The sequence below is a fragment of the Nocardia sp. NPDC004068 genome (assembly GCF_042874315.1).
In the GTDB taxonomy this organism is placed as follows: domain Bacteria; phylum Actinomycetota; class Actinomycetes; order Mycobacteriales; family Mycobacteriaceae; genus Nocardia.
Genome location: NZ_JBIAMW010000001.1, coordinates 192488 through 215552 on the forward strand (window position 1 = coordinate 192488; position 23065 = coordinate 215552).

25 protein-coding genes are annotated in these 23065 nt (G+C 69.3%); 23 read left to right on the forward strand and 2 right to left on the reverse strand.

Annotation, left to right across the window (positions count from 1 at the left end; translation table 11 throughout):
- Positions 1-8 precede the first annotated feature (8 nt).
- From ACFYTQ_RS00930 to ACFYTQ_RS01000, 15 genes are all read left to right on the forward strand, one after another.
- Entirely contained in the window at positions 9-632 is a 624-nt protein-coding gene (locus ACFYTQ_RS00930; protein WP_387355940.1) for a Uma2 family endonuclease, read from the forward strand.
- 192 nt (positions 633-824) lie between these two features.
- Positions 825-1253 (forward strand): 30S ribosomal protein S16, encoded by a 429-nt coding sequence (gene rpsP, locus ACFYTQ_RS00935; RefSeq protein WP_387355942.1) that lies wholly within the window; start codon positions 825-827, stop codon positions 1251-1253.
- Positions 1253-1495 carry an RNA-binding protein gene (locus ACFYTQ_RS00940; RefSeq protein WP_387355944.1) on the forward strand — a complete coding sequence of 81 codons (243 nt, stop codon included), beginning with the start codon at positions 1253-1255 and terminating at the stop codon, positions 1493-1495. The genes rpsP and ACFYTQ_RS00940 overlap by 1 nt, the downstream gene beginning before the upstream one ends.
- Complete coding sequence (rimM, locus tag ACFYTQ_RS00945) at positions 1496-2020, forward strand: ribosome maturation factor RimM (protein WP_387355946.1); 525 nt, start codon at positions 1496-1498, stop codon at positions 2018-2020.
- 1 nt (position 2021) lies between these two features.
- The gene (gene trmD / locus ACFYTQ_RS00950) at positions 2022-2705 is read left to right on the forward strand and encodes a tRNA (guanosine(37)-N1)-methyltransferase TrmD (RefSeq protein WP_387355948.1); all 684 of its coding nucleotides are present in this window, start codon (positions 2022-2024) and stop codon (positions 2703-2705) included.
- Positions 2706-2739: 34 nt separating this feature from the next.
- Entirely contained in the window at positions 2740-5154 is a 2415-nt protein-coding gene (locus ACFYTQ_RS00955; protein WP_387355950.1) for a Tex family protein, read from the forward strand.
- Positions 5155-5247: 93 nt separating this feature from the next.
- Positions 5248-6117 (forward strand): hypothetical protein, encoded by an 870-nt coding sequence (locus tag ACFYTQ_RS00960; protein ID WP_387355951.1) that lies wholly within the window; start codon positions 5248-5250, stop codon positions 6115-6117.
- A gap of 186 nt (positions 6118-6303) precedes the next feature.
- Positions 6304-6645, forward strand: coding sequence for a 50S ribosomal protein L19 (gene rplS / locus ACFYTQ_RS00965; RefSeq protein ID WP_387355953.1), 342 nt, complete (start codon positions 6304-6306; stop codon positions 6643-6645).
- 127 nt (positions 6646-6772) lie between these two features.
- Positions 6773-7567 (forward strand): signal peptidase I, encoded by a 795-nt coding sequence (gene lepB / locus ACFYTQ_RS00970; RefSeq protein WP_387355955.1) that lies wholly within the window; start codon positions 6773-6775, stop codon positions 7565-7567.
- Positions 7568-7685: 118 nt separating this feature from the next.
- Entirely contained in the window at positions 7686-8420 is a 735-nt protein-coding gene (locus ACFYTQ_RS00975; protein ID WP_387356961.1) for a ribonuclease HII, read from the forward strand.
- Positions 8421-8463: 43 nt separating this feature from the next.
- Positions 8464-8769 carry a DUF2469 domain-containing protein gene (locus ACFYTQ_RS00980; protein WP_011210678.1) on the forward strand — a complete coding sequence of 102 codons (306 nt, stop codon included), beginning with the start codon at positions 8464-8466 and terminating at the stop codon, positions 8767-8769.
- 96 nt (positions 8770-8865) lie between these two features.
- Positions 8866-9222 carry a YraN family protein gene (locus ACFYTQ_RS00985; RefSeq protein WP_387355957.1) on the forward strand — a complete coding sequence of 119 codons (357 nt, stop codon included), beginning with the start codon at positions 8866-8868 and terminating at the stop codon, positions 9220-9222.
- A 1-nt stretch (position 9223) separates the two neighbouring features.
- Positions 9224-10732 (forward strand): YifB family Mg chelatase-like AAA ATPase, encoded by a 1509-nt coding sequence (locus ACFYTQ_RS00990; RefSeq protein ID WP_387355958.1) that lies wholly within the window; start codon positions 9224-9226, stop codon positions 10730-10732.
- A gap of 23 nt (positions 10733-10755) precedes the next feature.
- Positions 10756-11904 carry a DNA-processing protein DprA gene (gene dprA / locus ACFYTQ_RS00995; RefSeq protein WP_387355960.1) on the forward strand — a complete coding sequence of 383 codons (1149 nt, stop codon included), beginning with the start codon at positions 10756-10758 and terminating at the stop codon, positions 11902-11904.
- Between the two features lie 265 nt (positions 11905-12169).
- The gene (locus tag ACFYTQ_RS01000) at positions 12170-13003 is read left to right on the forward strand and encodes a hypothetical protein (protein WP_387355962.1); all 834 of its coding nucleotides are present in this window, start codon (positions 12170-12172) and stop codon (positions 13001-13003) included.
- Here ACFYTQ_RS01000 and ACFYTQ_RS01005 read toward each other — a convergent pair.
- Positions 13000-13851, reverse strand: coding sequence for an SDR family oxidoreductase (locus ACFYTQ_RS01005; RefSeq protein ID WP_387355964.1), 852 nt, complete (start codon positions 13849-13851; stop codon positions 13000-13002). The two genes, ACFYTQ_RS01000 and ACFYTQ_RS01005, sit on opposite strands and share 4 nt — an antisense overlap.
- Positions 13852-13966: 115 nt before the next feature.
- On the opposite strand from ACFYTQ_RS01005, the gene ACFYTQ_RS01010 reads away from it, so the two are divergent.
- The 7 genes from ACFYTQ_RS01010 to fadD8 are packed head-to-tail and all read left to right on the forward strand — an operon-like array spanning position 13967 to position 20758.
- A complete protein-coding gene (locus ACFYTQ_RS01010; RefSeq protein ID WP_387355966.1) occupies positions 13967-14422 on the forward strand; it encodes a Zn-ribbon domain-containing OB-fold protein in 456 nt (151 codons plus the stop codon).
- 29 nt (positions 14423-14451) lie between these two features.
- Positions 14452-14895 (forward strand): Zn-ribbon domain-containing OB-fold protein, encoded by a 444-nt coding sequence (locus tag ACFYTQ_RS01015; protein WP_387356963.1) that lies wholly within the window; start codon positions 14452-14454, stop codon positions 14893-14895.
- Positions 14888-15967: a lipid-transfer protein gene (locus ACFYTQ_RS01020; protein WP_387355968.1), complete on the forward strand. Its 1080-nt coding sequence runs from the start codon at positions 14888-14890 to the stop codon at positions 15965-15967. Before ACFYTQ_RS01015 ends, ACFYTQ_RS01020 begins: the two co-directional genes overlap by 8 nt.
- Positions 15960-17120, forward strand: a complete 1161-nt coding sequence (locus ACFYTQ_RS01025; RefSeq protein WP_387355970.1) for a thiolase domain-containing protein — start codon at positions 15960-15962, stop codon at positions 17118-17120. The genes ACFYTQ_RS01020 and ACFYTQ_RS01025 overlap by 8 nt, the downstream gene beginning before the upstream one ends.
- Complete coding sequence (locus ACFYTQ_RS01030; protein WP_387355972.1) at positions 17117-17908, forward strand: enoyl-CoA hydratase-related protein; 792 nt, start codon at positions 17117-17119, stop codon at positions 17906-17908. The genes ACFYTQ_RS01025 and ACFYTQ_RS01030 overlap by 4 nt, the downstream gene beginning before the upstream one ends.
- 14 nt (positions 17909-17922) lie before the next feature.
- On the forward strand, positions 17923-19125 hold the full coding sequence (locus ACFYTQ_RS01035; protein WP_387355974.1) for a Nonspecific lipid-transfer protein: 1203 nt from the start codon (positions 17923-17925) through the stop codon (positions 19123-19125).
- Positions 19126-19138: 13 nt separating this feature from the next.
- On the forward strand, positions 19139-20758 hold the full coding sequence (gene fadD8, locus ACFYTQ_RS01040) for a fatty-acid--CoA ligase FadD8 (protein WP_387355976.1): 1620 nt from the start codon (positions 19139-19141) through the stop codon (positions 20756-20758).
- A gap of 4 nt (positions 20759-20762) precedes the next feature.
- On the opposite strand, the gene ACFYTQ_RS01045 is transcribed toward fadD8, so the two are convergent.
- Positions 20763-22313 (reverse strand): succinic semialdehyde dehydrogenase, encoded by a 1551-nt coding sequence (locus tag ACFYTQ_RS01045; protein WP_387355978.1) that lies wholly within the window; start codon positions 22311-22313, stop codon positions 20763-20765.
- Between the two features lie 73 nt (positions 22314-22386).
- Here ACFYTQ_RS01045 and ACFYTQ_RS01050 point away from each other — a divergent pair, with 73 nt between their 5' ends.
- Complete coding sequence (locus ACFYTQ_RS01050; RefSeq protein ID WP_387355979.1) at positions 22387-23061, forward strand: TetR/AcrR family transcriptional regulator; 675 nt, start codon at positions 22387-22389, stop codon at positions 23059-23061.
- Positions 23062-23065 lie beyond the last annotated feature (4 nt).

Below are 23065 nucleotides of genomic sequence, written 5' to 3' on the forward strand. Positions count from 1 at the left end.
GAGTGCTGTTGGACATATCCCACACCACCGACGCGATCGGACGGATCATGACCATGAGCGCCGAGGTATCGACGATTCACCCTCTGGGTCCCACGACTGTGGAAGACTGGCTGGCCGAGGAACAGCCGGTTGATGGATCTCGACTCGAGCTCATTCTGGGGTATCTGTACATGACGCCGCCGCCTACGGGTTCGCATCAGCACGCCAGCTTTCGGCTCGCCATGTGGTTGGACGAAGCCTTGAAAGCCGCGGGGCGGGGTGATCTCCATGTGCTTCCCGGGGTGGGCGTGCGTTTGAGTACGGCGTTCCGGACCGGCGTCATCCCGGATGTCGCCGTGGTGGACGTCGATTTCCACCACACCAGTTTCGCTCCCGAGAACGTGGTTCTCGCGGTGGAGGTCTGGTCGCCCGGCAACAGTCGCGCCGAGCGGGACACCAAGGTCGCGGCGTATGCGGGGGCGCGGATTCCGTACTTGTGGATCGTGGAACTGCCGAATCGGGAACCCGCCAAGTTCTGGGGATACCGGCTCGGGGAGAACGGCTATCGACAAGAGGTCTTCGTCGAGTCCGGCGAGATCATCAGCCCTCCCGCACCTGTTCCGGTCGAAGTCCGCACGGCGGATCTGCACTGAGAACGGACCGATTTCAACCACCGCCACCCCGTCTGGCAGAATGGTCGATCGTCCTCGTCGAGGACGGTGTCAGCCCGTCTCCGGTTCCGTACCGCGCGGCGGTCACCGCACCTGACGCAAAACCGGGCCCGTACTCCGTGCGGGTCGCTGAATTGCGACCGTGACCGAAACATCGAAAGGCATCAGCAGCACATGGCTGTCAAGATCAAGCTCACCCGGCTCGGCAAGATCCGCACCCCGCAGTACCGCATCGTCGTCGCGGACGCGCGGACCCGTCGCGACGGCCGGGCCATCGAGTCGATCGGCAAGTACCACCCCAAGGAGGAGCCCTCGCTGATCGAGGTCGACTCCGAGCGCGTGCAGTACTGGCTGGGCGTCGGCGCGCAGCCGACCGAGCCGGTCAAGCGCATCCTGGAGATCACCGGCGACTGGCAGAAGTTCAAGGGCCTGCCCGGCGCCGAGGGCACCCTGAAGGTCAAGGCCGCCAAGCCCTCCAAGCTGGATCTGTTCAACGCCGCGCTGGCCGCCGCCGACAGCGAGCCCGTCGCCGAGGCCGTCACCCCGAAGAAGAAGGCCGCCAAGAAGGCCGACGAGGCCGCCGAGACCGAGGCCGCGGAGTAATGAGCACCGTCGTCGCCGATGCCGTCGAACACCTGGTTCGCGGCATCGTCGCCAATCCCGACGACGTCCGCGTCGAACTCATCACCAGCCGCCGCGGCCGCACGGTCGAGGTGCACGTCCACCCGGACGATCTGGGCAAGGTGATCGGCCGCGGCGGACGCACCGCGACCGCGCTGCGCACCCTCGTCGCCGGGATCGGCGGCCGGGGCATCCGGGTCGACGTGGTCGACACCGATCAGTAGATGGAACTCGTCGTCGGGCGGGTCGCCAAATCCCATGGGGTGCGCGGCGAACTCGTCGTCGAGGTGCGCACCGACGAACCCGAGCTGAGGTTCGCCCCGGGCGCGGTCCTGCGCGGCCGCGCCCCCCGCTCGACCGACATCCGGTCCTACACCGTGGAGTCGGCCCGTGACCATTCGGGCCGTCTCCTCGTCCGGTTGACCGGCGTCGACGACCGCACCGCGGCGGACGCGTTGCGCGGCACCCTGTTCCTGGTCGACACCGCCGACCTCCCGCCGTCGGAGGATCCCGACGAGTTCTACGACCACGAACTCGAGGGCCTCACCGTCCGGCTGCCCGACGACACCGTCGTCGGCGAGGTCACCGAGGTACTGCATTCGGCCGCGGGCGAACTGCTGTCGATCCGCGCCGCCGACGACGGCCGCGAGATCCTGGTCCCGTTCGTCACCGCGATCGTGCCGACCGTCTCGATCGCCGAGGGCCTGATCGTCATCGATCCGCCCGAGGGCCTGCTCGACGGGGAGTGAGATGCGGATCGATGTGATCACGATCTTCCCCGAATACCTCGAACCGCTGCGAACGGCGTTGCTGGGCAAGGCGATCGAGAAGGGCATCGTCGAACTGGGCGTGCACAATCTGCGCCGCTGGACCCATGACGTGCACCAGGCCGTCGACGACTCGCCCTACGGCGGCGGCCCCGGCATGGTCATGAAACCGACCGTCTGGGGCGACGCCCTCGACGAGGTCTGCCCCGACGACGCCGTCCTGATCGTCCCCACCCCCGCGGGCGTCCCGTTCACCCAGGCCACCGCCCAACGCTGGTCGCGCGAGCGGCATCTCGTCTTCGCCTGCGGCCGCTACGAGGGCATCGACCAACGCGTCGTCGACGACGCCGCCCGCCGCGTGCGCGTCGAGGAGGTCAGCATCGGCGACTACGTCCTCATCGGCGGCGAGGCCGCGGTCCTCGTCATCACCGAGGCCGTCGTCCGACTCGTCCCCGGCGTCCTCGGCAATCAGCAATCGCATCAACAGGATTCGTTCTCCGACGGCCTCCTCGAGGGCCCCAGCTACACCCGCCCGGTCTCCTGGCGCGGCCTCGACGTCCCCGAGATCCTCCTCTCCGGCAACCACGCCAAGATCGAATCCTGGCGCCACGAACAAGCTCTCGCGCGCACCCGGGAACGTCGCCCGGACCTGTTGCCGCCGGAGTGAATTCGCCCGAATCTCCCCGGTCCGCCGCACCGAAATGGGTGCGTATGTGGATGCCCGTCGGAGGAACTCTGTAGTGTCTGCGGACGTGACGACAGCCTCCGAACCCGTCAGCACCGTCCGCCTGGCCAGTGTCAGCCGTCGCATCGCCGACGAGCTGAGTGTGCGCGACGAACAGGTCAGAGCGGCCGTCGAACTGCTCGACGGCGGCTCGACCGTGCCGTTCGTGGCGCGCTACCGCAAGGAGGTCACCGGCGGCCTCGACGACGCGCAACTGCGTCATCTCGAGGAGCGCCTGCACTACCTGCGCGAACTGGACGAGCGCCGGGTGTCGATTCTCGAATCCATCCGGGGCCAGGGCAAATTGGACGCCGCGCTGGAGCAGCAGATCATGCTCGCCGAGACCAAGGCCCGCCTCGAGGACATCTACCTGCCCTACAAGCCCAAGCGCCGCACCAAGGCCCAGATCGCGCGCGAGGCCGGACACGAACCCGTCGCCGACGCCCTACTGAAGGATCCGTCCACCGACCCCGCCCAGTACACTGCCGAACAGCTCGACGGCGCCCGCGCGATCCTGGTCGAACGCTTCGCCGAGGACGCCGACCTGGTTGGCGAACTGCGCGAACTCATGTGGAACCGCGGCCGCATCTCCTCCCGGGTACGCGCGGGCAAGGAGGAGGCGGGCGCGAAGTTCTCCGACTACTTCGACTTCAGCGAGCCGTTCACCAAACTCCCCTCGCACCGCATCCTCGCCCTGCTGCGCGGTGAGAAGGAGGAGATCCTCACCCTGCACCTCGAACCCGACAGCGAGGAGCCGGAGGAGGGCGAGCGCAGCATCTTCGAGGGCCGCATCGCGCTGAAGTTCGACATCGCCGACCGGGGTCGCCCCGCCGACTCCTGGCTGCTGGACACCGTGCGCTGGGCCTGGCGCACCAAACTCCAGGTCAGCCTCGGCATCGATATCCGCATGCGGCTGCGGCAGTCCGCGGAGAAGGACGCCGTCGACGTCTTCGCCGCCAACCTGCGCGATCTGCTGCTCGCCGCGCCCGCGGGCAACCGCACCACCATGGGCCTGGATCCGGGCTACCGCACCGGCGTCAAGGTCGCCGTCGTCGACGGCACCGGCAAGGTGCTCGCCACCGAGACCATCTACCCGCACAAGCCGCAGGGTCAGACCGAGAAGTCGCTGGCCGTGCTCGCCGCGCTGGTGGCCCGGTTCAATGTCGAGCTGATCGCCATCGGCAACGGCACCGCCTCCCGCGAGACGGATGCCCTTGCCGCCGAACTGATCTCGCGCATTCCCGACAACAAGCCGACCAAGATCGTCGTCTCCGAGGCAGGCGCGTCGGTGTACTCGGCCTCGGCCTACGCCTCCCAGGAACTGCCCGACCTGGACGTCTCGCTGCGCGGCGCGGTCTCGATCGCCCGCCGCCTCCAGGACCCGCTGGCCGAGCTGGTGAAGATCGAGCCCAAGTCGATCGGCGTCGGCCAGTACCAGCACGACGTCTCCGAATCCCTGCTGGCCCGTTCGCTGGGCGCGGTGGTCGAGGACGCGGTGAACGCCGTCGGCGTCGACGTGAACACCGCCTCGGTGCCGCTGCTGTCGCGCGTGTCGGGCATCTCGTCCACGGTCGCGGAATCCATTGTGACGCACCGTGATCAGAACGGGCCCTTCCGCAGCCGCACCGCGCTGCTGAGCGTTCCGCGGCTGGGCCCCAAGGCGTTCGAACAGTGCGCGGGCTTCCTGCGCATCCGCGGCGGCGACGATCCGCTCGATACCTCCGCGGTGCATCCCGAGGCGTATCCGGTGGTGCGGCGCATCCTCGACGACACCGGCCGGGGCATCCAGGAACTCATCGGCAACACCTCGGTGCTGCGCTCGCTGCGCCCCGACGCGTTCACCGACGACACGTTCGGTCTGCCCACCGTCACCGACATCATCGCCGAACTGGAGAAGCCGGGCCGCGACCCGCGCCCGGAGTTCAAGACCGCCGAGTTCGCCGCGGGCATCGAGAAGGTCGCCGACCTGAAGCCCGGCATGGTGCTCGAGGGCGTGGTCACCAATGTCGCGGCGTTCGGCGCGTTCGTGGACGTGGGCGTGCATCAGGACGGTCTGGTGCACGTTTCGGCCATGTCGCACAACTTCGTTCGCGATCCCCGCGAGGTCGTCAAGTCCGGCGACGTGGTCAAGGTGAAGGTGCTCGAGGTCGATGTCGCGCGCCAGCGCATCGGCCTCTCGCTGCGCCTGGACGACGAACCCGGCGCGGGCGGCAAGCCCGACAAGGGGCAGGGTCAGCGCGGCGGCAATCCGCGCCAGCGCGCCCAGGGCCAGAACCAGAACCGGGGCAACCAGGCGAAGGGCAATCAGAACCGCGGCGGCCAGCGCCGCAACGCCCCCGAACCCACCGGCTCGATGGCCGACGCGTTGCGGCGGGCGGGCTTCGGCCGCTGACATCCGCTCGACGGCCGCGGTTCGGCCCGATGTCGCGTGCGTGCTGCACAATGTGGCTGGGCGAAGGTATCGGACACGCGGGGGCGAGTGGGTATGACGGATGTGCGACGGTGGTTCGACGACTCCGTGCTGGACGCGGGGCGATTGCCGTTGATGTGCTTCCTGCTCGGCTTCATCGTGGGCTTCCTGCTGATCCGGCTCAGCGTGCGGCTGATCCGCAAGCGGGTGCGGTGGTGGCCGGGCAATCTGCGCGCCGGTGACGTGCACATCCACCACATGGTGTTCGGCGTGGTGCTGGTGCTGCTGTCGGGCATCGGCATGGTGACGACGTATCGCAGCGGGGTGGGCACGGTCAGCGCGCTGGCCGCGTCGTTCGGCGTGGGCGCGGCGCTGGTGCTCGACGAGTTCGCGCTCATCTACTACCTGCGCGACGTCTACTGGGAGGAGCAGGGCCGCACCTCGGTGGACGCGGTCTTCGTGGCGCTCGCGGTGACCGGTCTGCTGTTGCTCGGCTTCCATCCGCTGTGGCTGCTGGACATCAACGACATCCGCCACGACGACAGCCTGCCCGGCCGCGCCCTCATCACGGTGTTCTCGCTGGTGAACCTCGGTCTGGCCGCGATCGTGATCGCCAAGGGCAAGATCTGGACCGGCCTGTTCGGCATGTTCTTTCTGCCGCTGCTGCTCGTCGGCGCGCTGCGTCTGAGCCGCCCCGGCGCGCCCTGGGCCCGCTGGCGCTACGCGGGCCGGTCCCGTCTCATGCAGCGCGCGATCCGCCGCGAGCGCCGGTATCGCCGCCCGGTCATCCGCGCCAAGATCTTCGTCCAGGACCTCATCGCCGGAAAGCCCGACGTCGCCCACGTCCGCCGCGCCGCCGAGGAGGAACTGGCCCGCAAGGTCGTGCCCGCCCCCGCCCCGCCCGCCCAATCCCGGGTGACCCGGCAGGTCGCCGAGATGCACTAGCGACCGGCCACCGGCGGACCCATCGCCCCTGGCAGGGCCCGATTAACGGTGTCCCCGCGCGGTCTGGCACAATAGCCGGGTTGCCCTGGGCCCCCGGCCCGGCGCACCGCCCATATCCGGAGCACGAACCGGTCGAGCTCGAGCCGCCAGGTTCCTCTGTTCACGCGAACTTCCCAAAGGACGGAAATGAACACCCTCGACTTCGTCGACGAAAAGTCGCTGCGCACCGATGTCCCCGACTTCCGGCCGGGCGACACCGTCAATGTGCACGTGAAGGTCATCGAAGGCAACAAGGAGCGCATCCAGGTCTTCAAGGGCGTCGTCATCCGGCGCCAGGGTGGCGGCATCCGCGAGACCTTCACGGTCCGCAAGGTCTCCTTCGGTGTCGGCGTGGAGCGCACCTTCCCGGTGCACAGCCCCAACATCGACCACATCGATGTCGTGACCCGCGGTGACGTTCGCCGCGCCAAGCTGTACTACCTGCGCGATCTGCGCGGCAAGGCCGCCAAGATCAAGGAAAAGCGCTGAGCGACGGCTCATCTCGAGACCCCCGGCCCGCGGCCGGGGGTCTTCTGTTTGCGGCGGTGGACATTTCATGGCATACGCTCAGGCGGCGGCGCGCCCACTCGGGGCGTGCTCGGCTAGTCTGATCGGCGTGGCAGAGGAGAGTGAGTCGGTGACGGTGCCGGAACCAGGCGACGGGCGCTCGGGCGAACACTCGCCGAAACGGCGCCGACGCGGCGACAAGAAGAAGAGTCGCCCGTTCTGGCAGGAGTTGCCGATTCTGATCGTCATCGCGGCGGTCATCGCGGCGCTGGTGGTCAACTTCATCGGCCGCCCCTACGTGATCCCGTCGGAGTCGATGGAGACGACCCTGCACGGCTGCACCGGGTGCACCGGCGACCGCATCTACGTCGAGAAACTGAGCTACGACTTCGGCGATCCCAAGCCCGGTGACGTGGTCGTATTCGTCGGCCCCACCGATTCCTGGAACCGGACCTACCACTCCAACCGCAACAGCAACGTCGTGCTGCGCGGCATCCAGAACTTCTTCTCCTTCTTCGGCCTGGTCCCGCCCGACGAGAACGACCTCGTCAAGCGCGTCATCGCGGTCGGCGGCCAGACCGTGCAGTGCTGCGACTCGCAGGGCCGCGTCCTCGTCGACGGCAAACCCCTCGACGAGCCGTACGCCCGCTACCTCGTCCCCTACACGCCCGGCCTCCCCTATGCGTCCTCCAATGCCGTGGGTCGCGAGTTCGGTCCGATCAAGGTGCCCGACGGGCATCTGTGGGTGATGGGCGACAACCGCAACCGCTCGGCCGACTCGCGCGCCCACGTCGAGGACCAGTACCAGGGCACCGTGCCGGTGAGCGACGTGCGCGGTAAGGCCGTGTTCAAGATCTGGCCGCCGAGCCGGATCGGTCCGGTGCACGCGCAGAACCCGCAGTAGCCGCGGGGTCGGGCGCAGCGAACACGGACGGCCACGGCATAATCGAACGGTGGGTGCAGTGGGGCGCAAGCAGCAGCGCGTCGCTCGGAACGGCAAGAGCGGCAAAGGGATTCGGACCATTGCTGTTCGGGGCGGTGATTGGCCGCCGCGAGTGGTGATGCGCAAGGCGGGCGGGTTGCGCACCCTCGAGGCGGCGTTGATCCGCAGCGGGCTGGGTCCGGTCGCGGGGGTGGACGAGGCCGGACGCGGGTGCTGCGCGGGCCCGCTCGTGGTGGCGTCCTGCCTGCTCGCGCCCAAGGCGTACGACTCGCTGGCCGACCTCGACGACTCCAAGAAGCTGACCGAGGCCACCCGCGAACGCCTGTTCCCGGTGATCCAGCGCCGCGCCCTGGCCTGGAAGGTCGTGATCATCCCGGCCTGGGAGATCGACAGCATCGGCATCCACGTCGCCAATATCGAGGGCATGCGCCGCGCGGTGATGGGCCTGGACACCGAACCCGGTTACGTGCTGACCGACGGCTTCCGCGTGCCCGGCATCCCCGTGCCGTCGCTGCCGGTGATCGGCGGCGACGCGGCGGCGGCCTGCATCGCCGCGGCGAGCATCCTGGCCAAGGTCACCCGCGACCGCATCATGGTCGAGATGGACCGGCGCCTGCCGGGTTACGGATTCGCCGCCCACAAGGGCTACAACACCCCCGAGCACATGGCCGCGCTGAAGGAGCTCGGCCCCAGCAGTGAACATCGCCGCTCGTGGCGCAATGTCCGGCTGACCGATTCCATCGATCCGATCGAGATCGACCCGGACATGCCGGATGCGACGCGAGTGGCTGTCGATGCCGCGCATGCGAGATGATGTCAGCACCGCATAAGTGGCCAGAAGGAGGACGTCCCACCCGATGAGTGCCGAGGACCTCGAGAAGTACGAAACCGAGATGGAACTCTCGCTGTATCGCGAGTACAAGGACATCGTCGGTCAGTTCTCGTACGTGGTGGAGACGGAGCGGCGCTTCTACCTCGCCAATTCGGTCGAGCTGCGACCCCAGAACGCCGACGGCGAGGTGTATTTCGAGGTGCGCATGTCCGACGCATGGGTGTGGGACATGTACCGTCCCGCCCGCTTCGTCAAACACGTCCGCGTCATCACCTTCAAGGATGTGAACATCGAGGAGCTGGAGAAACCGGACCTCCGCCTGCCCGAGTGACGGGGAGTTGTCCACAGCGAATCCGTTGTCCACAGGCTATCTGTTTCCCCAGGTCGCGCCCCCGACCGAGCCCGCCGGACGAGCCATGCTGAGCGGGTGGCAGACAAACTGGCGCTCGGCGCACACGGTGAGGAACTGGCGGCCCGCTACCTACGCGACGCCGGAATGCGAATCGTCGATCGGAACTGGCGCTGTAGACACGGCGAACTGGATCTGATCGCCCGGGACGCGGCGGTGACCGCGTTCGTGGAGGTGAAGACCCGCACCGGCCTGACCTTCGGCCGTCCCGCGGAGGCCGTCACCTGGGCCAAACAGCAACGCATCAGACGTCTGGCCGTGCTCTGGCTCAAAGAGCATCCCGGTGTCTGGCGGCGCGTCCGCTTCGACGTGGTGTCGGTGCTGCTGCTGCCCGACCGCGAACCCGTGATCGAACACCTCGAGGCGGTGTTCTGAGATGGCTCTGGGACGGGCGTTTTCGGTGGCGGTCACCGGTTTGGAGGGCCAGCTCGTCGAGATCGAGGCCGATATCGGTCAGGGCCTGCCGTCGGTGCATCTGGTCGGCCTGCCCGACACCACCCTCCAGGAGTCGCGCGACCGCGTGCGGGCGGCGGTCACCAATTCGGGGGAGAAGTGGCCCGACGGCCGGGTCATCCTCGCGCTGTCCCCGGCGACGCTGCCCAAGGTCGGCAGCGTCTACGACCTAGCCCTGGCAGTGGCTGTGCTGGACGCGAATTCGGCGATTCCGGGGGAGCGGCTGGTAGGCACGGCCCTGCTCGGCGAGCTCGCGCTCGACGGCCGGGTGCGGCGCGTGCGCGGCATCCTGCCCGCGGTCCTGGCCGCGCGCGGCGCGGGCCGCACGACCGTGGTGGTCCCCGGTTCGGGTCTGACCGAGGCCGGCTTGGTCGACGGCATCACGGTTCTGGGCGCGGAGACCCTGCGCGAGCTGATCGACTGGCTCCGCGCCGAGGGCGAGTTACGCGGTCCCGACGGCCCGCTGAGCGCGGCGCCCGGCTCCTACGGCGATCTCAACGAGGTGGTGGGTCAGGACGAGGCGCGCTGGGCGCTGGAGGTCGCCGCGGCGGGCGGCCACCATCTCCTGCTCACCGGCCCACCCGGCATCGGCAAAACCATGCTGGCTCAACGTCTTCCGGGCCTGTTGCCGCCGCTCACCGACCGCGAGGCCCTCGAGGTGACGGCGATCCACTCGGTCGCGGGCACGCTACCCCCGGACCATCCCCTGATCACCTCCCCGCCCTTCGTCGCCCCGCACCACTCCACCTCGGTGAGCGCGATCGTCGGCGGCGGCTCGGGTTCGGCGCGGCCGGGCGCGGTGAGCCGGGCCCATCGCGGAGTTCTCTTCCTCGACGAATGCGCCGAGATCGGAACCAAGGTCCTGGAGGCGCTGCGAACCCCGTTGGAGGAGGGCGAGGTTCGCATCGCCCGCCGCGACGGCGTCGCGCGCTACCCGGCCCGCTTCCAGTTGATCCTGGCGGCCAATCCGTGCCCGTGCGCCCCGGCCCGCGACGTCGACTGCATCTGCGCGCCGCTGGCTCGCCGCCGTTATCTGGGCAAACTGTCGGGGCCGCTGATGGATCGGATCGATATCTGGGTGCAGATGCACGGCCAGGCCGCGGGCGCGTTCGCCGCCTCCGAGGCCGAGAGCAGCGAGGTCGTCCGCGCCCGAGTCACCGCGGCGCGCGCGACGGCGGCCCGGCGCTGGCGCGACTTCGGCTGGTCGGCCAACGGCGAGGTCCCGGGTCACGTTCTGCGCCAACGCTTCCGGTTGCCGCGCGAGTCGCTCGTACCCGTGGAGAGCGCTCTGCGGCAGGGCCGCATGTCCGCCCGCGGCGCGGATCGCGCGATCCGGGTGGCGTGGACGATCTGCGATCTGCGCGGCGGTGAGGTGCCCAGCGCCCAGGATGTCATGCAGGCGTTGAACTTTCGGCAGCGCGGTGCGCTGTGACGACGATGACGCGAGGGGGAGCGATGTTCGGGCGCGACGAGAATGTGGTCCCGCTCGACGCCGACCGGCGGCGGCTGGCGTGGGTGTATCTGTCCCGGGTGGTGCAGGGCCCGTGCCCGGCCCTGTCCGCGCTGATCGAGCAGGTCGGCGTGGTGGAGGCGGCGCGCGCGGTGCGGGAGTGCGCACTGCCGGAATCGCTGCGCCGCCCCACCGAGAAGCGCCGCGAAACCGATTGCGCGCAGGCCGATCTCGATCTCGTCACCCACCTGGGCGGCCGCGTGATCACCCCCGACGACCCGGAATGGCCCGCCTGGCGCCTCCTCGCCCTGAGCCGCCTGGACCCCGGCCGCGACGCCGACGCCGCACCGCCGCTGGTGCTCTGGGCACGCGGCCCGCTATCCCTGCTCGAGGCCACCGAACAGGCCATCGCCGTCGTGGGCGCGCGATGCAGCAGCGGCTACGGCGAACGGGTGACCGGCGAGATCGTCGGTGACCTCGTCGACCGCCACTGGACCATCGTCTCGGGGGCGGCCTTCGGCATCGACGGCACCGCCCACCGCACCGCATTGGCCTGTGGCGGAACGACCGTCGCCGTCCTCGCCTGCGGCGTGGACCGCCCGTACCCCGCCCAACACGACCGACTCCTGTCCGAGATCGCCGACACCGGCCTGGTGATCAGCGAATACCCACCCGCCAGCCCCGCCCACAAACATCACTTCCTGGCCCGCAACCGCCTCGTCGCCGCCCTCGCCGACGGCGTCCTGGTCGTCGAGGCGGGCCTGCGCAGCGGCGCCCGCAACACCGTCAAATGGGCCCGCCGCCTGGGCCGCCCGGCCCTCGCCGTCCCCGGCCCGGTCACCGCCGCCTCCTCGGTCGGCTGCCACCGCATGATCCGCGAGGGCGAGGCCCTCCTCGTCACCAAGGCCGAAGAGGTCCTGGCCGAAGCAGGCCCCCTCCGCCTCCCCCTCCCAACCCCCACCCCCCTGACCCCCGAAGAATCCACCATCTACGAAGCCCTCCCCAAATCCGGCTCCCACCAACCCACCGACCTGGCCACCCGAACCGGCCTCCCCCTCCCCACCATCCGAGCCACCCTCCCCGCCCTAGAACTAGCGGGCCTGATCGCCTGCGACTCCTCGGGCTGGCACCGCATAGAAGGAGACCCACGATGAAACCGCATTCGCCGCGCCCGTCGCAACCGATGAATCAGTCGATGGGTATCTGTGTCCGCTGTCCGCCGAGCCCCGGCGGCTTCGACCGTCGAACTCGGTGATTCCGAATGATTTTCGGAATCGCGCCATTCGCGGCCCCGCTGCGTCGAGACGACCTCGAGGCACAGCTGATCGCCCCTTCATGGGACGAATCAGCGTTCGCCTCCTCCGAAAGCGGTTGTCCTGTACCGTTGAGCCCACATATCTCATAGGTGTTCGGTGGGGAATGTCGAAGAAGCTCGAGTCGGGTACGTTGGCGGTGCTTGCGGGCTTGGCGCTCGCCATCTCGGCCTTGGATCTTTCCGGTGCGCTGGACGGGGCCTCCTGGTTGAAAGGTCGCGTGCCCGTACTCACGCTACTGGCCGTGGGTGTGATCATCACCCATATAGCGGTGGTCTCGTGGAACAGCGGCAAAGAAATGGAGAAGCTGACCCAACTCATCGCGGGTGAAATGCGGGAGGCCGTCAATGGCGTGAAGTTTCGCGAGATCGCCGACACCGCCTCGTACTATCGGTGCATCGTCGATCTCATCCTCAATGCTCGAACCTCGATCGACGATCTGACATGGGGTGTCGTATCGCCCGCGCAGACCTCGATCGCGACGACACGTGCTTACGAGGCGTATACGAATGCTGTCGTCCAAGCGTGTGGCGGGCGGGGCAACCGGTCCACTCTGGTTTACCGAGAGATAATGTCCTTTCCGGACGGGGCGCGCATCGGAAAAGTGAAGAAGTTGTTCGACCGAAACCTGCCGAACTATCATCTGAGGTTCTTCGATTATTCGCATCAGGGCACCCCACCGCTCTTGCAGTTCTTCGTATTCGATGGAGTCGAGGTGCTCGTGGCGGTCATGGCCACGACCTCCTTCGAGAACCGGTATTTCCGGATAGAGGGTGCGGCGATAGCTCAGCTCTTCCGTTCGTACTTCGAACTGGCCTGGCGCCAGGGGATCGTATTGAAGGACTCGCATCAAGTCCGTCGCAATCTCCTGCGGGAGATAGAGCTCAGGGTCGGAGACGGAATTTCCGACTCTTCAATGGGAGGCCCAGACCCGCACTAGCCCAACCGAATCCGCCGATGATAAGCCGCCCGAGCCGCCGCATCCGGCTTCGTGAACGCCGTCGTCATCCCGCTCAACTCCGACGTCACCCGCCGAACGCGGTACGGCAGCAGCGAACTCAGCCGGATCACCGGACCCAACGACCGCGGCACCGTGACCAAGGGGCGGTTGCGGCCGATGCAGCCGACAATTGCGTCGGCGACGTCCTCCGGGTCCAGCGTGGTCACGCGCAGCATCCACTCCGGCATATTCGCCCCCGCCGACAACTCGGTGCGGACATTGCCCGGCAGCACGGCGGTCACCTGGATACCGGAGTCGGCCAGTTCCAGATGGACCGCCTCGGTGAACCCGACGACGGCGTGCTTGCTCGCGCAATAGGTGGCGAGGCCGGGAATGCCCGCGGTCCCGGCGAGCGAGGCGATATTGATCAGATGTCCGCTCCCGCGCGGCACGAAGCGCTGCAAGGCCAGTCGCGTCCCCGTCATCACCCCGCGCACATTGATGTCGAGGATCCGATCCGTCATCGCCTCGGGCTCGTCGGCGAACAACCCCGACGGCATGATCCCCGCATTGTTCACCAGCACGTCGAGCGGACCCAGCTCCCGCTCGGCGGCATCGAGAAAGGCGGCGAACGAACCACTGTCGCTCACATCGAGGGGCAGGCCCACCACGCCGCCGCCCAGCGCGACCGCGGTCTCGGCGACCAGATCCGCGTCGATGTCCCCGATGGCCACCTTCGCCCCGGTCGCGAGAAACGCTCGCGCCGTGGCCGTTCCGATGCTCCGCGCCCCACCCGTGATGACCACGACGCGCCCAGCCGATCCGACGCGCCTCGGTGTCCGTGCCATGCCCATGCCCTTCAGTCGACGACGCGAGCAGCGTATGCCGCGAACCCCGATTCCTCAATCACTTGATTGAATCATCTGATTGAGGCACACTCCACACGACGAGAGGAGTTGTCCGATGACCGCACGCGGCGATGAGAGCCTGTGCGCCCCTTACGAGATCGAGTTCCCGTTCGAGCGGACGGTCGGGCCGGTCCTCGGAACGTTCCTCGGCGGCCTGCGCGACGCGCGACTGCTGGGTGCACGGACCCCGCGCGGCACCGTGGTGTGCCCGCCCGCCGAATTCGATCCCGTGACCGGGCAGGAGCTGACCGAACTGGTCGATCTGGAACCGGTCGGCGTCGTCGAATCCTGGACCTGGGTGCCGCATCGGCCCGGCGATCCGGTCGACCGCGATTTCGCCTGGGCGCTGATCCGCGTCGGCGGGGCGGAGGGCACGTTCTTCCACGCCCTCGACACCGGCGGCGATCCGTCCGTGCCCCGGCCGGGGCTGCGCGTGCGGGCACGCTGGGCCGACGAACGCCGCGGGGAGATGCGCGACCTGATCTGCTTCGAACCGGAGGTCGCCCCGTGAATCGCCCACTGCCCGAACCGATTCGGCTGATGCCGACCCCGCTGCGCATGGAGTACACCTTCGTCGCGGGCACCGGCCGCTCCACCTTCCTGCGCGGCCTGGCGCAGCGCCGCCTGCTGGCCCGCACCTGCCCGTCCTGCGAACACGTCTACCTACCCGCCCCCGAGTTCTGCGCGCGCTGCCTCGTCGAACTCGACCAGCCCGCCGAACTCGACGGGCGCGGCACGGTCTCGACCTTCTGCGTGGTCAGCTTCCCGTTCCCGGGCCAGACCATCGATCCGCCCTATGTCGTCGCCTACATCCAACCGCACGGCGCGGACACCCGCCTGATGCATCTGATCCGCGAGGTCGACATCGCCGACGTCCACATCGGCATGGCGGTCGAACCGGTCTGGGCCGAGGGCGACACCCTCGAACCGTCCTGGATGAGCATCCGCCACTACCGGCCCGTCGCGGAGGTGCCACATGCGTGAGGTCGCCGTCGTCGCCAGCGCCCAATCCCCGTGCCTGGCCGCCAACCGCCGCGACGATATGGCGGGCATCCTGCTGCCCGTCATCCGTGAGGCCCTGGCGAGCATCGAATTGCCCAGGGACCGAGTCGATTTCGTGGTCTCCGGCAGCCACGACTTCCACGAGGGCCGCACCTTCGCCTACATCGATTCCCTCGACGCGGTCGGCGCGTGGCCGCCGATCTCGGAATCGCATGTGGAGATGGACGCCGCGTGGGCGTTCTACGAGGCGTGGGCGTGGCTGCAACTGGGCCACGGCGATATCGCCCTGGTCTACGGCATCGGCCGCGGCTCCCTGCCGAGCGATCTGGACCAGGTCGTTCCCACTCAGTTGGATCCGTACTTGCTCACCCCGCTGCGTCCGCACCAGGATGCGATCGGCGGCCTGCAAGCCTGCGCGCTGCGACAGGCCGGGATCGTCTCGGAGCGGCGGATGGCGGAGATCGTGGCACGCAGCCTGGCCGATGCCAGGTCGAATCCGCACGCCCAGATCAGCGGCGAGCACGACATCGACGAGCTGCTCACGAAACCGTATGTCGCCTCGCCGCTGCGTGCCCACGACATCGCGCCCGTCGGCGACGCGTCGGCGGTCGTCGTCCTCGCCGCGGGCGACGTCGCGCGCTCGCTCACCGACCGCCCCGCCTGGGTGCGCGGCATCGATCACCGCATGGACACCCACTATCCGGGTTCCCGCGACCTGACCCGATCCCCCTCGGCCCAGCGGGCAGCGGCCGAGGCCGCGAAGTCCGCGGGCTTCACCGCCGCCGACACCGACCTCGCCGAACTGCACATCGAGTACTCCGCGCAGGAACCGCTGCTGGCAAGGGAATTCGGCCTCGGCCCGACGACGGCGATCAACCCCTCCGGCGGCCCGCTGGCCGGTCGCCCCACCACCGCCACCGGCCTGCTGCGCCTGGCCGAGGCGGCCCGCGCGGTGCGCACCGGCCGCGCCGATCGCGCCCTCGCCCACGCCACCAACGGCCAAGCGCTGCAACAGAATCTGGTCTGCCTCCTGGAAGGAGACGCCCGTGGCTGAACCCATAGCCGTCGTCGGCATCGGCCAGGGCAAACAGGCCAAACGCCGGGAGGTGACCATCGGCGCACTGGTCCGCGAGGCGGTGGCCGCGGCGCTCGCCGACGCGGAACTCGAACTCGGCGAGGTCGACGCGGTCGTATTGTCCAAGACCCCGGACCTGTTCGACGGCGTGATGAATCCGGAGCTCTACCTCGCCGACGCGCTCGGCGCGCGCGGCCTGCCGGTGACCCGCGTATTCACCGGCGGCAGCGTCGGCGGACACGCGGCCATCTACGGCGCCCATCTGATCGAGGCCGGCCTCGCCCGGCGCGTGCTCGTCGCGGCGTATTCCAAGGAGTCCGAGGGCAATTTCACCTGGGCGCTGTCGCGCGGCCTGCCCTTCAGCGCGCGGTTGGGCGCCGGTGCGGGCGGCCACTTCGCCCCGGTGATCCGCGAATACATCCGCCGCTCCCGGGCGCCCGAGCACATCGGCTGGCAGGTGGCGGTGAACCACCGGCTCAACGCGCTGCGCAATCCCTTTGCGCACGTGCACATGCCGGACATCACCGTCGAGAAGGTCCGCGAGTCCAAGATGCTGTGGGACCCGATCCGCTACCTCGAATCCTGTCCGTCCTCCGACGGCGCCGCCGCCATCGTCCTGGCCGGAGCCGCCGAGGCCGACACCGCGACCCGCCCGCCCGCGTGGATCCACGGCATGTCCTGGCGCACCGAGACCGGCCACTTCGCCGGACGCGACGAGGTCAACCCCCGCGCGGGCGCCGAATGCGCGGCCGACGCCTACCGGCAGGCGGGCATCGCCGACCCGGCCGCCGAGATCGACGTCGCCGAGCTGTACATCCCCTACAGCTGGTACGAACCGATGTGGCTCGAGAACATCGGCCTCGCCCCGCTGCACGAGGGCTGGAAACTCGTCGACGACGGCACCACCCGCTTCGACGGCGAGCTGCCCATCAACCCCTCGGGCGGCGTCCTGTCCGGCAACCCCACCGGAGCCACCGGCCTGGTCCGCTTCCTCGAGGCGGCACAACAGGTTCGCGGGCTGGCGGGGGAGCATCAGGTCGACGGTGCCCGGCGCGCGGTCGGACACGCCATGGGCGGCGCGTCCCAGTTCCACGCCCTGTGGGTCGTCGGTGCCGAACGGCCGAATTCATGAACGCCACAAAGGAATCCCCGCTGCTCGTGGAGCGCGTCGGCGCGGTCGCGGTGCTCACCATGAACCGCCCGCACCGCCGCAACGCCCTCGACCTGGAGCTGATCGGCCTGCTCGCCCACGCCTGGGACGAGATCGACGCCGACCCCGACATCCGCGTCGCCATCCTGACCGGCGCGGGCGAAAGCTATTGCGTCGGAGGCGATCTGTCCGACGGCTGGATGACCGATGGCCGCGCCCGCGCCGACTACGACCCCACCGTCATCGGCCGCGGCCTGCTGCTCACCCGCTCGCTGGCCAAACCGCTGATCGCCGCCGTCAACGGCGCCTGCCTCGGCGGCGGCCTGGAGATGTTGCAGCAGACCGACATTCGCGTCGCCGAGGAGCACGCCACCTTCGGCCTGCCCGAGGTGCAGCGCGGCCTCATCCCCGCCGCCGGATCCACGGTCCGGCTGAAACGGCAGATCCCCTACACCCGGGCGATGGAGATGATCCTCACCGGCGACCCGCTCACCGCGTCCGAGGCCCTCGCCATCGGCCTCGTCGGCCACCTCGTTCCCAGCGGGGGCGCGCTCGCGAAGGCGCACGAGATCGCCGATCGCGTCGCGCGCAACTCGCCGCTGGCGGTGCGCAACGCCAAGGCCGCGCTGCTGGCCACCGGCTGGCTGCCCGAGGAGGATGCCCGCGCGATCGAATACCGCTTCGCCCGTGAGGTCATCGCCTCCGACGACGCGCGCGAGGGCCGAAAGGCGTTCGTGGACAAGCGAGAACCGAGATTCACCGGACGGTGAGGAAGGACAGCAGTATGCGACGGGTATTCGTCGTCGGCGTCGCCATGACGCCGTTCGTCAAGATCGGTTCGCGCGAGTGGACCTATCCGCGGATGGTGGGCGAGGCCGTGCGCGGCGCGCTCGGCGACGCGGGCATCGGCTACGAGCAGGTCCAGCGCGCCGCGGTCGGCTACGTGTTCCAGCCGTCCACGGCCGGACAGCGCGCCCTCTACGACATCGGGCTGTCCGGCATCCCGATCGTCAACGTCAACAACAACTGCGCCACCGGCTCGACCGCCCTCATGCTCGCCCGCGAATGGGTCGGCGGCGGACTCGCGGAGGTGACCCTCGCCGTCGGATTCGAGCAGATGACCAAGGAGGCCATGGCGGGCCCGGCCACCAAACCCGCGGTCACGACGGTCGATCCGCACCTGCGCGCGATGGCCGAACAGTACGACTTCGCCGCCGCGCCCCTGACGACGCAGTTCTTCGGCAACGCGGCGATCGAGCACATGAAACGCTACGGCACCACCCCCGAACAGCTGGCCCGGGTGGCGGTCAAGAACCACGACCACTCCACGCGAAACCCGTTGGCGCAGTTCCAGGTTCCGTACACCCTCGAGCAGGTGCTCGGCGACCGTCCTGTGCACGGCCCGCTCACCCGCTCGCAGTGCTCGCCCATGTCCGACGGCGCGGGCGCGGCCGTACTCGCCAGCGAGGACTTCGTGCGCGCCCACGGCCTCGAGGCGCAGGCGGTGGAGATCCTCGCCCAGGAGCTGGTCACCGACGGCGACGCCGCCTTCGGCACCGGCTCGATGATCGACGTCGTCGGCGCGCCCATGACCCGCGCCGCCGCGAGCCGCGCCCTCGACACCGCGGGCCTCGGCATCGGCGACATCGACGTGATCGAACTGCACGACTGCTTCTCGATCAACGAACTGATCACCTACGAGGCGCTCGGACTGTGCGGCGAGGGCGAATCGGGACCATTCGTCGAATCCGGCGCCACCACCTACGGCGGCGACCTGGTGGTCAACCCGTCGGGCGGACTGATCTCCAAGGGACATCCGCTCGGCGCCACCGGTCTGGCGCAGGCCGCCGAATTGTCCTGGCACCTGCGGGGACTGGCCGGTGACCGCCAGGTCCCCGGCGCCCGGACGGCGCTGGCGCACAATCTGGGCCTCGGTGGGGCCTGCGTCGTGACGATCTACGCCGCGCCCGGCGGCGGCCATGCCTGAGGATCGGAGAGAAGTGCTCGAAACATCTGTCATCGCAAGCGATCCCGCGACCCGCCTGCGCCTGCCCACGCACAACGGGCACGCCCTGCTCGCGGGCCTGCGCCGCCACCGCCGGGATCCGGTCATGACGCTGGGGGAGACGGTGCTCACCGGCGGCGACGTCATCGACGCGCTCAGCCGCTACGCCGCCGCGTTCGCCGCGCACGGCATCGACACCGGCACGCCCAGCGCGCTGCTCGCGCTGAACCGGCCCGAGGTGCTGTTCATCATCGCCGCCGGCCAGATCCGCGGGCATCGCCGCACCGCGCTGCATCCGATGGGCGGGCTCGACGACCACGCCCACGTGCTCACCGACGCCGGGATCACCTCGCTCGTCATCGATCCGCTGCCCCAATTCGTCCGCCGCGCACGCGAACTCGTGGACCGGGTGCCGGGCCTGACCAAGGTGCTCGTCCTCGGCCCGGTGCCCGACGAACTCGCCGATGTCGGCGTCGACCTGCTCGCGGCCGCCGACGAATTCGAGCCCGCGCCCATCGAGGCCGTCGATCTCCCACCGGATTTCGTCGTCTCGGTCAGCTACACCGGCGGCACCACCGGCAAACCCAAGGGCGTCATCGGCACCGCGGGCGGTATGGCGGCCATGACCCAGATCCAGCTGTCGGAATGGGAGTGGCCGCGCCGCCCTAAGTTCCTCATCTGCACCCCGCTCTCGCACGCGGGCGCGGCGTTCTTCGTGCCGGTCGTGCTGCTCGGCGGGGAGGCCGTGGTACTGCCGCGCTTCGACGCCGGAGAGGTGTTGCGCGCCATCGAGGAACATCGCATCACCGCAACCATGCTGGTGCCGTCGATGCTGTACGCGCTGCTCGACCATCCTGATATCCACACCCGCGACCTGTCCTCGCTCGAGACCGTCTACTACGGCGCCTCCGCCATCGATCCGAGCCGCCTCACCCAGGCCATGGAACGCTTCGGGCCGATCTTCGCGCAGTACTACGGCCAATCCGAGGCGCCGATGGCGATCAGTTACTTGGCCAAGGACGAACACGATCCGGCTCGGCTCACCTCCTGCGGACGCCCCTCGGCGGCCCTGCGCACCACGCTGATCGGCGCCGACGGCACGGTCGTCGCGCCCGGTGAGGTCGGCGAGATCTGCGTGTCCGGTGCGCTGCTCGCCGCCGGATACCTGAACCTGCCCGAGGTCACCGCCGAAACCTTCCGCGACGGCTGGTTGCACACCGGCGATCTCGCGCGCGAGGACGAGGACGGCTTCTGGCACATCGTCGGGCGCAGCAAGGACATGGTCGTCACCGGCGGCTTCAACGTGTTCCCGCGCGAGGTGGAAGACGTTGTCGCCGAACATCCCAAGGTGCAGGGCGTCGCCGTCGTCGGCGTGCCGGACGACCGCTGGGGTGAGGCGGTCACGGCCGTGATCGTGCTCGAACCCGGCCTCGCCGAACGAGCCGAGGCGGTCGCGACGATCACCGAGGAGATCCAGCGGGAGGTCAAGCGCCGCAAGGGTTCCGTGCAGGTGCCCAAGCACGTCCTCGTCGTCGACCGGCTCCCGCTCACCGGTCTGGGCAAACTCGACAAGAAGGCGGTGCGGGCCACCGCGGTCGAACTGCTCGGCGGCTGAGCCGCTAGCGCAGCCGCAACCGCCGCATCATCCGCAGCGTGCGCACCGTGCGATCGACGTACCGGTCGTAGGGCCGGTCGGGCGGCGGGGTCAGCACCTGACGTTTCAGCGTGGCCACGTTGGTGGACTCGGTGAACTTCAGCAGGCCCCGATCGCCGTTGCGCACGCCCATGCCCGACGCCTCGAGCCCGCCCGAGGGCGCGCTCTTGCCCGCGTACGCCAGCGCCGCGCTGTCGTTGACGTTCACGTGTCCCGCCGCGAGCCGCGCGCCCACCGCCCGCGCCGCGGCCAGGTCCCGGCCCCACACGCTGGCGCTCAACCCGTACCGGGTGTCGTTCGCCCGCGCGACGGCCTCGTCCACGGTCGCGAACGGATACAGCGACACCACCGGGCCGAAGGTCTCCTCGGCGAACAGATCGGTTCCGGCCGTGACGTTTTCGAGCACGGTCGGTTCGTAGAAGGTCGGTCCCAGATCGGGCCGGGCCCGGCCGCCGGTGAGCACCCGCGCGCCGCGCTCCCGCGCCTGCTCGACCTGCGCGGCCACCCGATCGCGATGCTCCGCGGAGATCAGCCCGCCCATTTCGATGTCGAAGTCGTAGCCCGGGCCGACGCGCAGTGCCCCCACCCGGGCGACGAACTTCTCCCGGAACGCCGCGTACACCGACTCGTGGGCGTAGACCCGCTCGATGTGCAGGCACAGCTGCCCGGTGTTATTGAACACGCCCGCGACGGCACTCGCGACGGCCTCGTCGAGGTTCGCGTCGGGCAGCACGATCATCGGATTCTTGCCGCCCAGTTCCAGACACGCCTCCACGAGCCGCCCCGCGGCCTGCGCGGCGACCCGGCGGCCGGTCGCCTCCGAACCGGTGAACATGACGAAATCGGCCCGATCCACCACCGCCGGACCCACCACCGGGCCGTCGCCGCAGACGATCTGGACCAGCCCCTCGGGAATCCCGGCCTCCCGCAACAACTTCAGACCGTAGGCGGGGCTCAACGGCGTGCGATTGTCGGGTTTGAGCACGACGCCGTTGCCCGCCAGCAGCGCGGGCACCGCATCGCAGTAGCCGATGGCGAACGGGAAGTTCCAGGGCGCGATCACCCCGACCACACCGCGCGGCTTGCGGATCTCGGTGGAGGTGCTGACGAACGGGATCGCGCCCGGATGCCGCACCGGCCGCAGGATCCGCTCGGCGTGTTTCAGATAGTGACTGGTGGCCATCGGGATATCGCACAGCTCCTCGAAGGCCATCCGCCGCGCCTTGCCCGTCTCGAGCTGGATGAGGTCGGTGATCGTTCGATGGTGCTCGAGCACGAGCCGATGGAAGCGTTCGAACACCGCCAGGCGCCGCCGCATCGGCCAGCGTGCCCAATCCGCCTGCGCCGCACGGGCTTCGGCGAAGGCGGTGTCCACATGGGCCGCCGAGGACTGCGGCAGCCGCGCCACCGTCTCCCCGGTGAAGACCTCCACCACCGGAATCGTGTCGTTCGGGTCGCCGGTGACGAGTGCGGTCAGGCCCGAGAGGTCGTGCACGGGAGCGGTCAGCGTGCTCATGCCGGGGGACTCTATCAGTTGATTAGATCACTTGATAGAGTTCGGTGAAGGCGCTGGCCCGCCGGTGATTACAATGCGGCGGGTGACCAATGGACAGGGCGGCGAGGCCGAGTTGCGGGTGAGCGCGGAGGAATTGGCGATGCCCACCGATCAGCGCCTGGTGCTGGCCGCGGAACGGCTGTTCGCCGAGCGCGGCGTCGACGCGGTCTCGCTGCGCGCGGTCATGGCCGCCGCCGGAACCAATGTCGCGTCCGTGCACTACCATTTCGGCTCCAAGGACGCGTTGATCGAGGCGCTCATCCGCCAGCGCAGCGACGCCGTCGCCAGCCGCCGCACCGCCCTGCTCGACGAGATGGAGGCCGCCGGCGAGATCACCGCCCGCGGCCTCGCCGAGGCTTTCGTGCTCCCGGTCTGGGAGATGGCCGTCGGCGAGGGCAGCGCCTGGGTCAAATTCATCGCGGGCATCCTCGGCAGCGGCCACCCCGCCCTCCGCACGGTCGCCGACGGCTTCACCGACCAGGCCGTCCGCTTCACCGCCCTCCTGGAATCCCGCTACCCCGACCTCCCCCGCCCCACCGTCCGCTTCCGCCTCGCCCAAGCCATGACCCTCACCTTCCAGGTCCTGGGCGACGTCCACCAAACCCAAACCCTCCTGGCCATCTCCGGCGTCCGCCTCGCCCCCGACGAGGTCCTCCCCGAACTGGTCGAGGTAGTCACCGCCATCCTGGCCGGCCCGCCACCGGAGTGAGATC

What these genes read in the sequence shown, in the direction of transcription:
- rimM (WP_387355946.1), top strand. Translation starts at nt 1,496, where the DNA reads ATGGAACTCGTCGTCGGGCGGGTCGCCAAATCCCATGGGGTGCGCGGC.
- ACFYTQ_RS01015 (WP_387356963.1), top strand. Translation starts at nt 14,452, where the DNA reads ATGCCGACCCCGCTGCGCATGGAGTACACCTTCGTCGCGGGCACCGGC.
- ACFYTQ_RS01050 (WP_387355979.1), top strand. Translation starts at nt 22,387, where the DNA reads ATGCGGCGGGTGACCAATGGACAGGGCGGCGAGGCCGAGTTGCGGGTG.
- ACFYTQ_RS01030 (WP_387355972.1), top strand. Translation starts at nt 17,117, where the DNA reads ATGAACGCCACAAAGGAATCCCCGCTGCTCGTGGAGCGCGTCGGCGCG.
- ACFYTQ_RS00960 (WP_387355951.1), top strand. Translation starts at nt 5,248, where the DNA reads ATGACGGATGTGCGACGGTGGTTCGACGACTCCGTGCTGGACGCGGGG.
- ACFYTQ_RS01020 (WP_387355968.1), top strand. Translation starts at nt 14,888, where the DNA reads ATGCGTGAGGTCGCCGTCGTCGCCAGCGCCCAATCCCCGTGCCTGGCC.
- ACFYTQ_RS01045 (WP_387355978.1), bottom strand. Translation starts at nt 22,313, where the DNA reads ATGAGCACGCTGACCGCTCCCGTGCACGACCTCTCGGGCCTGACCGCA.
- ACFYTQ_RS00955 (WP_387355950.1), top strand. Translation starts at nt 2,740, where the DNA reads ATGGGTGCGTATGTGGATGCCCGTCGGAGGAACTCTGTAGTGTCTGCG.
- ACFYTQ_RS00990 (WP_387355958.1), top strand. Translation starts at nt 9,224, where the DNA reads ATGGCTCTGGGACGGGCGTTTTCGGTGGCGGTCACCGGTTTGGAGGGC.
- ACFYTQ_RS01010 (WP_387355966.1), top strand. Translation starts at nt 13,967, where the DNA reads ATGACCGCACGCGGCGATGAGAGCCTGTGCGCCCCTTACGAGATCGAG.
- ACFYTQ_RS00940 (WP_387355944.1), top strand. Translation starts at nt 1,253, where the DNA reads ATGAGCACCGTCGTCGCCGATGCCGTCGAACACCTGGTTCGCGGCATC.
- trmD (WP_387355948.1), top strand. Translation starts at nt 2,022, where the DNA reads ATGCGGATCGATGTGATCACGATCTTCCCCGAATACCTCGAACCGCTG.
- ACFYTQ_RS00980 (WP_011210678.1), top strand. Translation starts at nt 8,464, where the DNA reads ATGAGTGCCGAGGACCTCGAGAAGTACGAAACCGAGATGGAACTCTCG.
- ACFYTQ_RS01000 (WP_387355962.1), top strand. Translation starts at nt 12,170, where the DNA reads ATGTCGAAGAAGCTCGAGTCGGGTACGTTGGCGGTGCTTGCGGGCTTG.
- ACFYTQ_RS01035 (WP_387355974.1), top strand. Translation starts at nt 17,923, where the DNA reads ATGCGACGGGTATTCGTCGTCGGCGTCGCCATGACGCCGTTCGTCAAG.
- ACFYTQ_RS01005 (WP_387355964.1), bottom strand. Translation starts at nt 13,851, where the DNA reads ATGGCACGGACACCGAGGCGCGTCGGATCGGCTGGGCGCGTCGTGGTC.
- rplS (WP_387355953.1), top strand. Translation starts at nt 6,304, where the DNA reads ATGAACACCCTCGACTTCGTCGACGAAAAGTCGCTGCGCACCGATGTC.
- dprA (WP_387355960.1), top strand. Translation starts at nt 10,756, where the DNA reads ATGTTCGGGCGCGACGAGAATGTGGTCCCGCTCGACGCCGACCGGCGG.
- rpsP (WP_387355942.1), top strand. Translation starts at nt 825, where the DNA reads ATGGCTGTCAAGATCAAGCTCACCCGGCTCGGCAAGATCCGCACCCCG.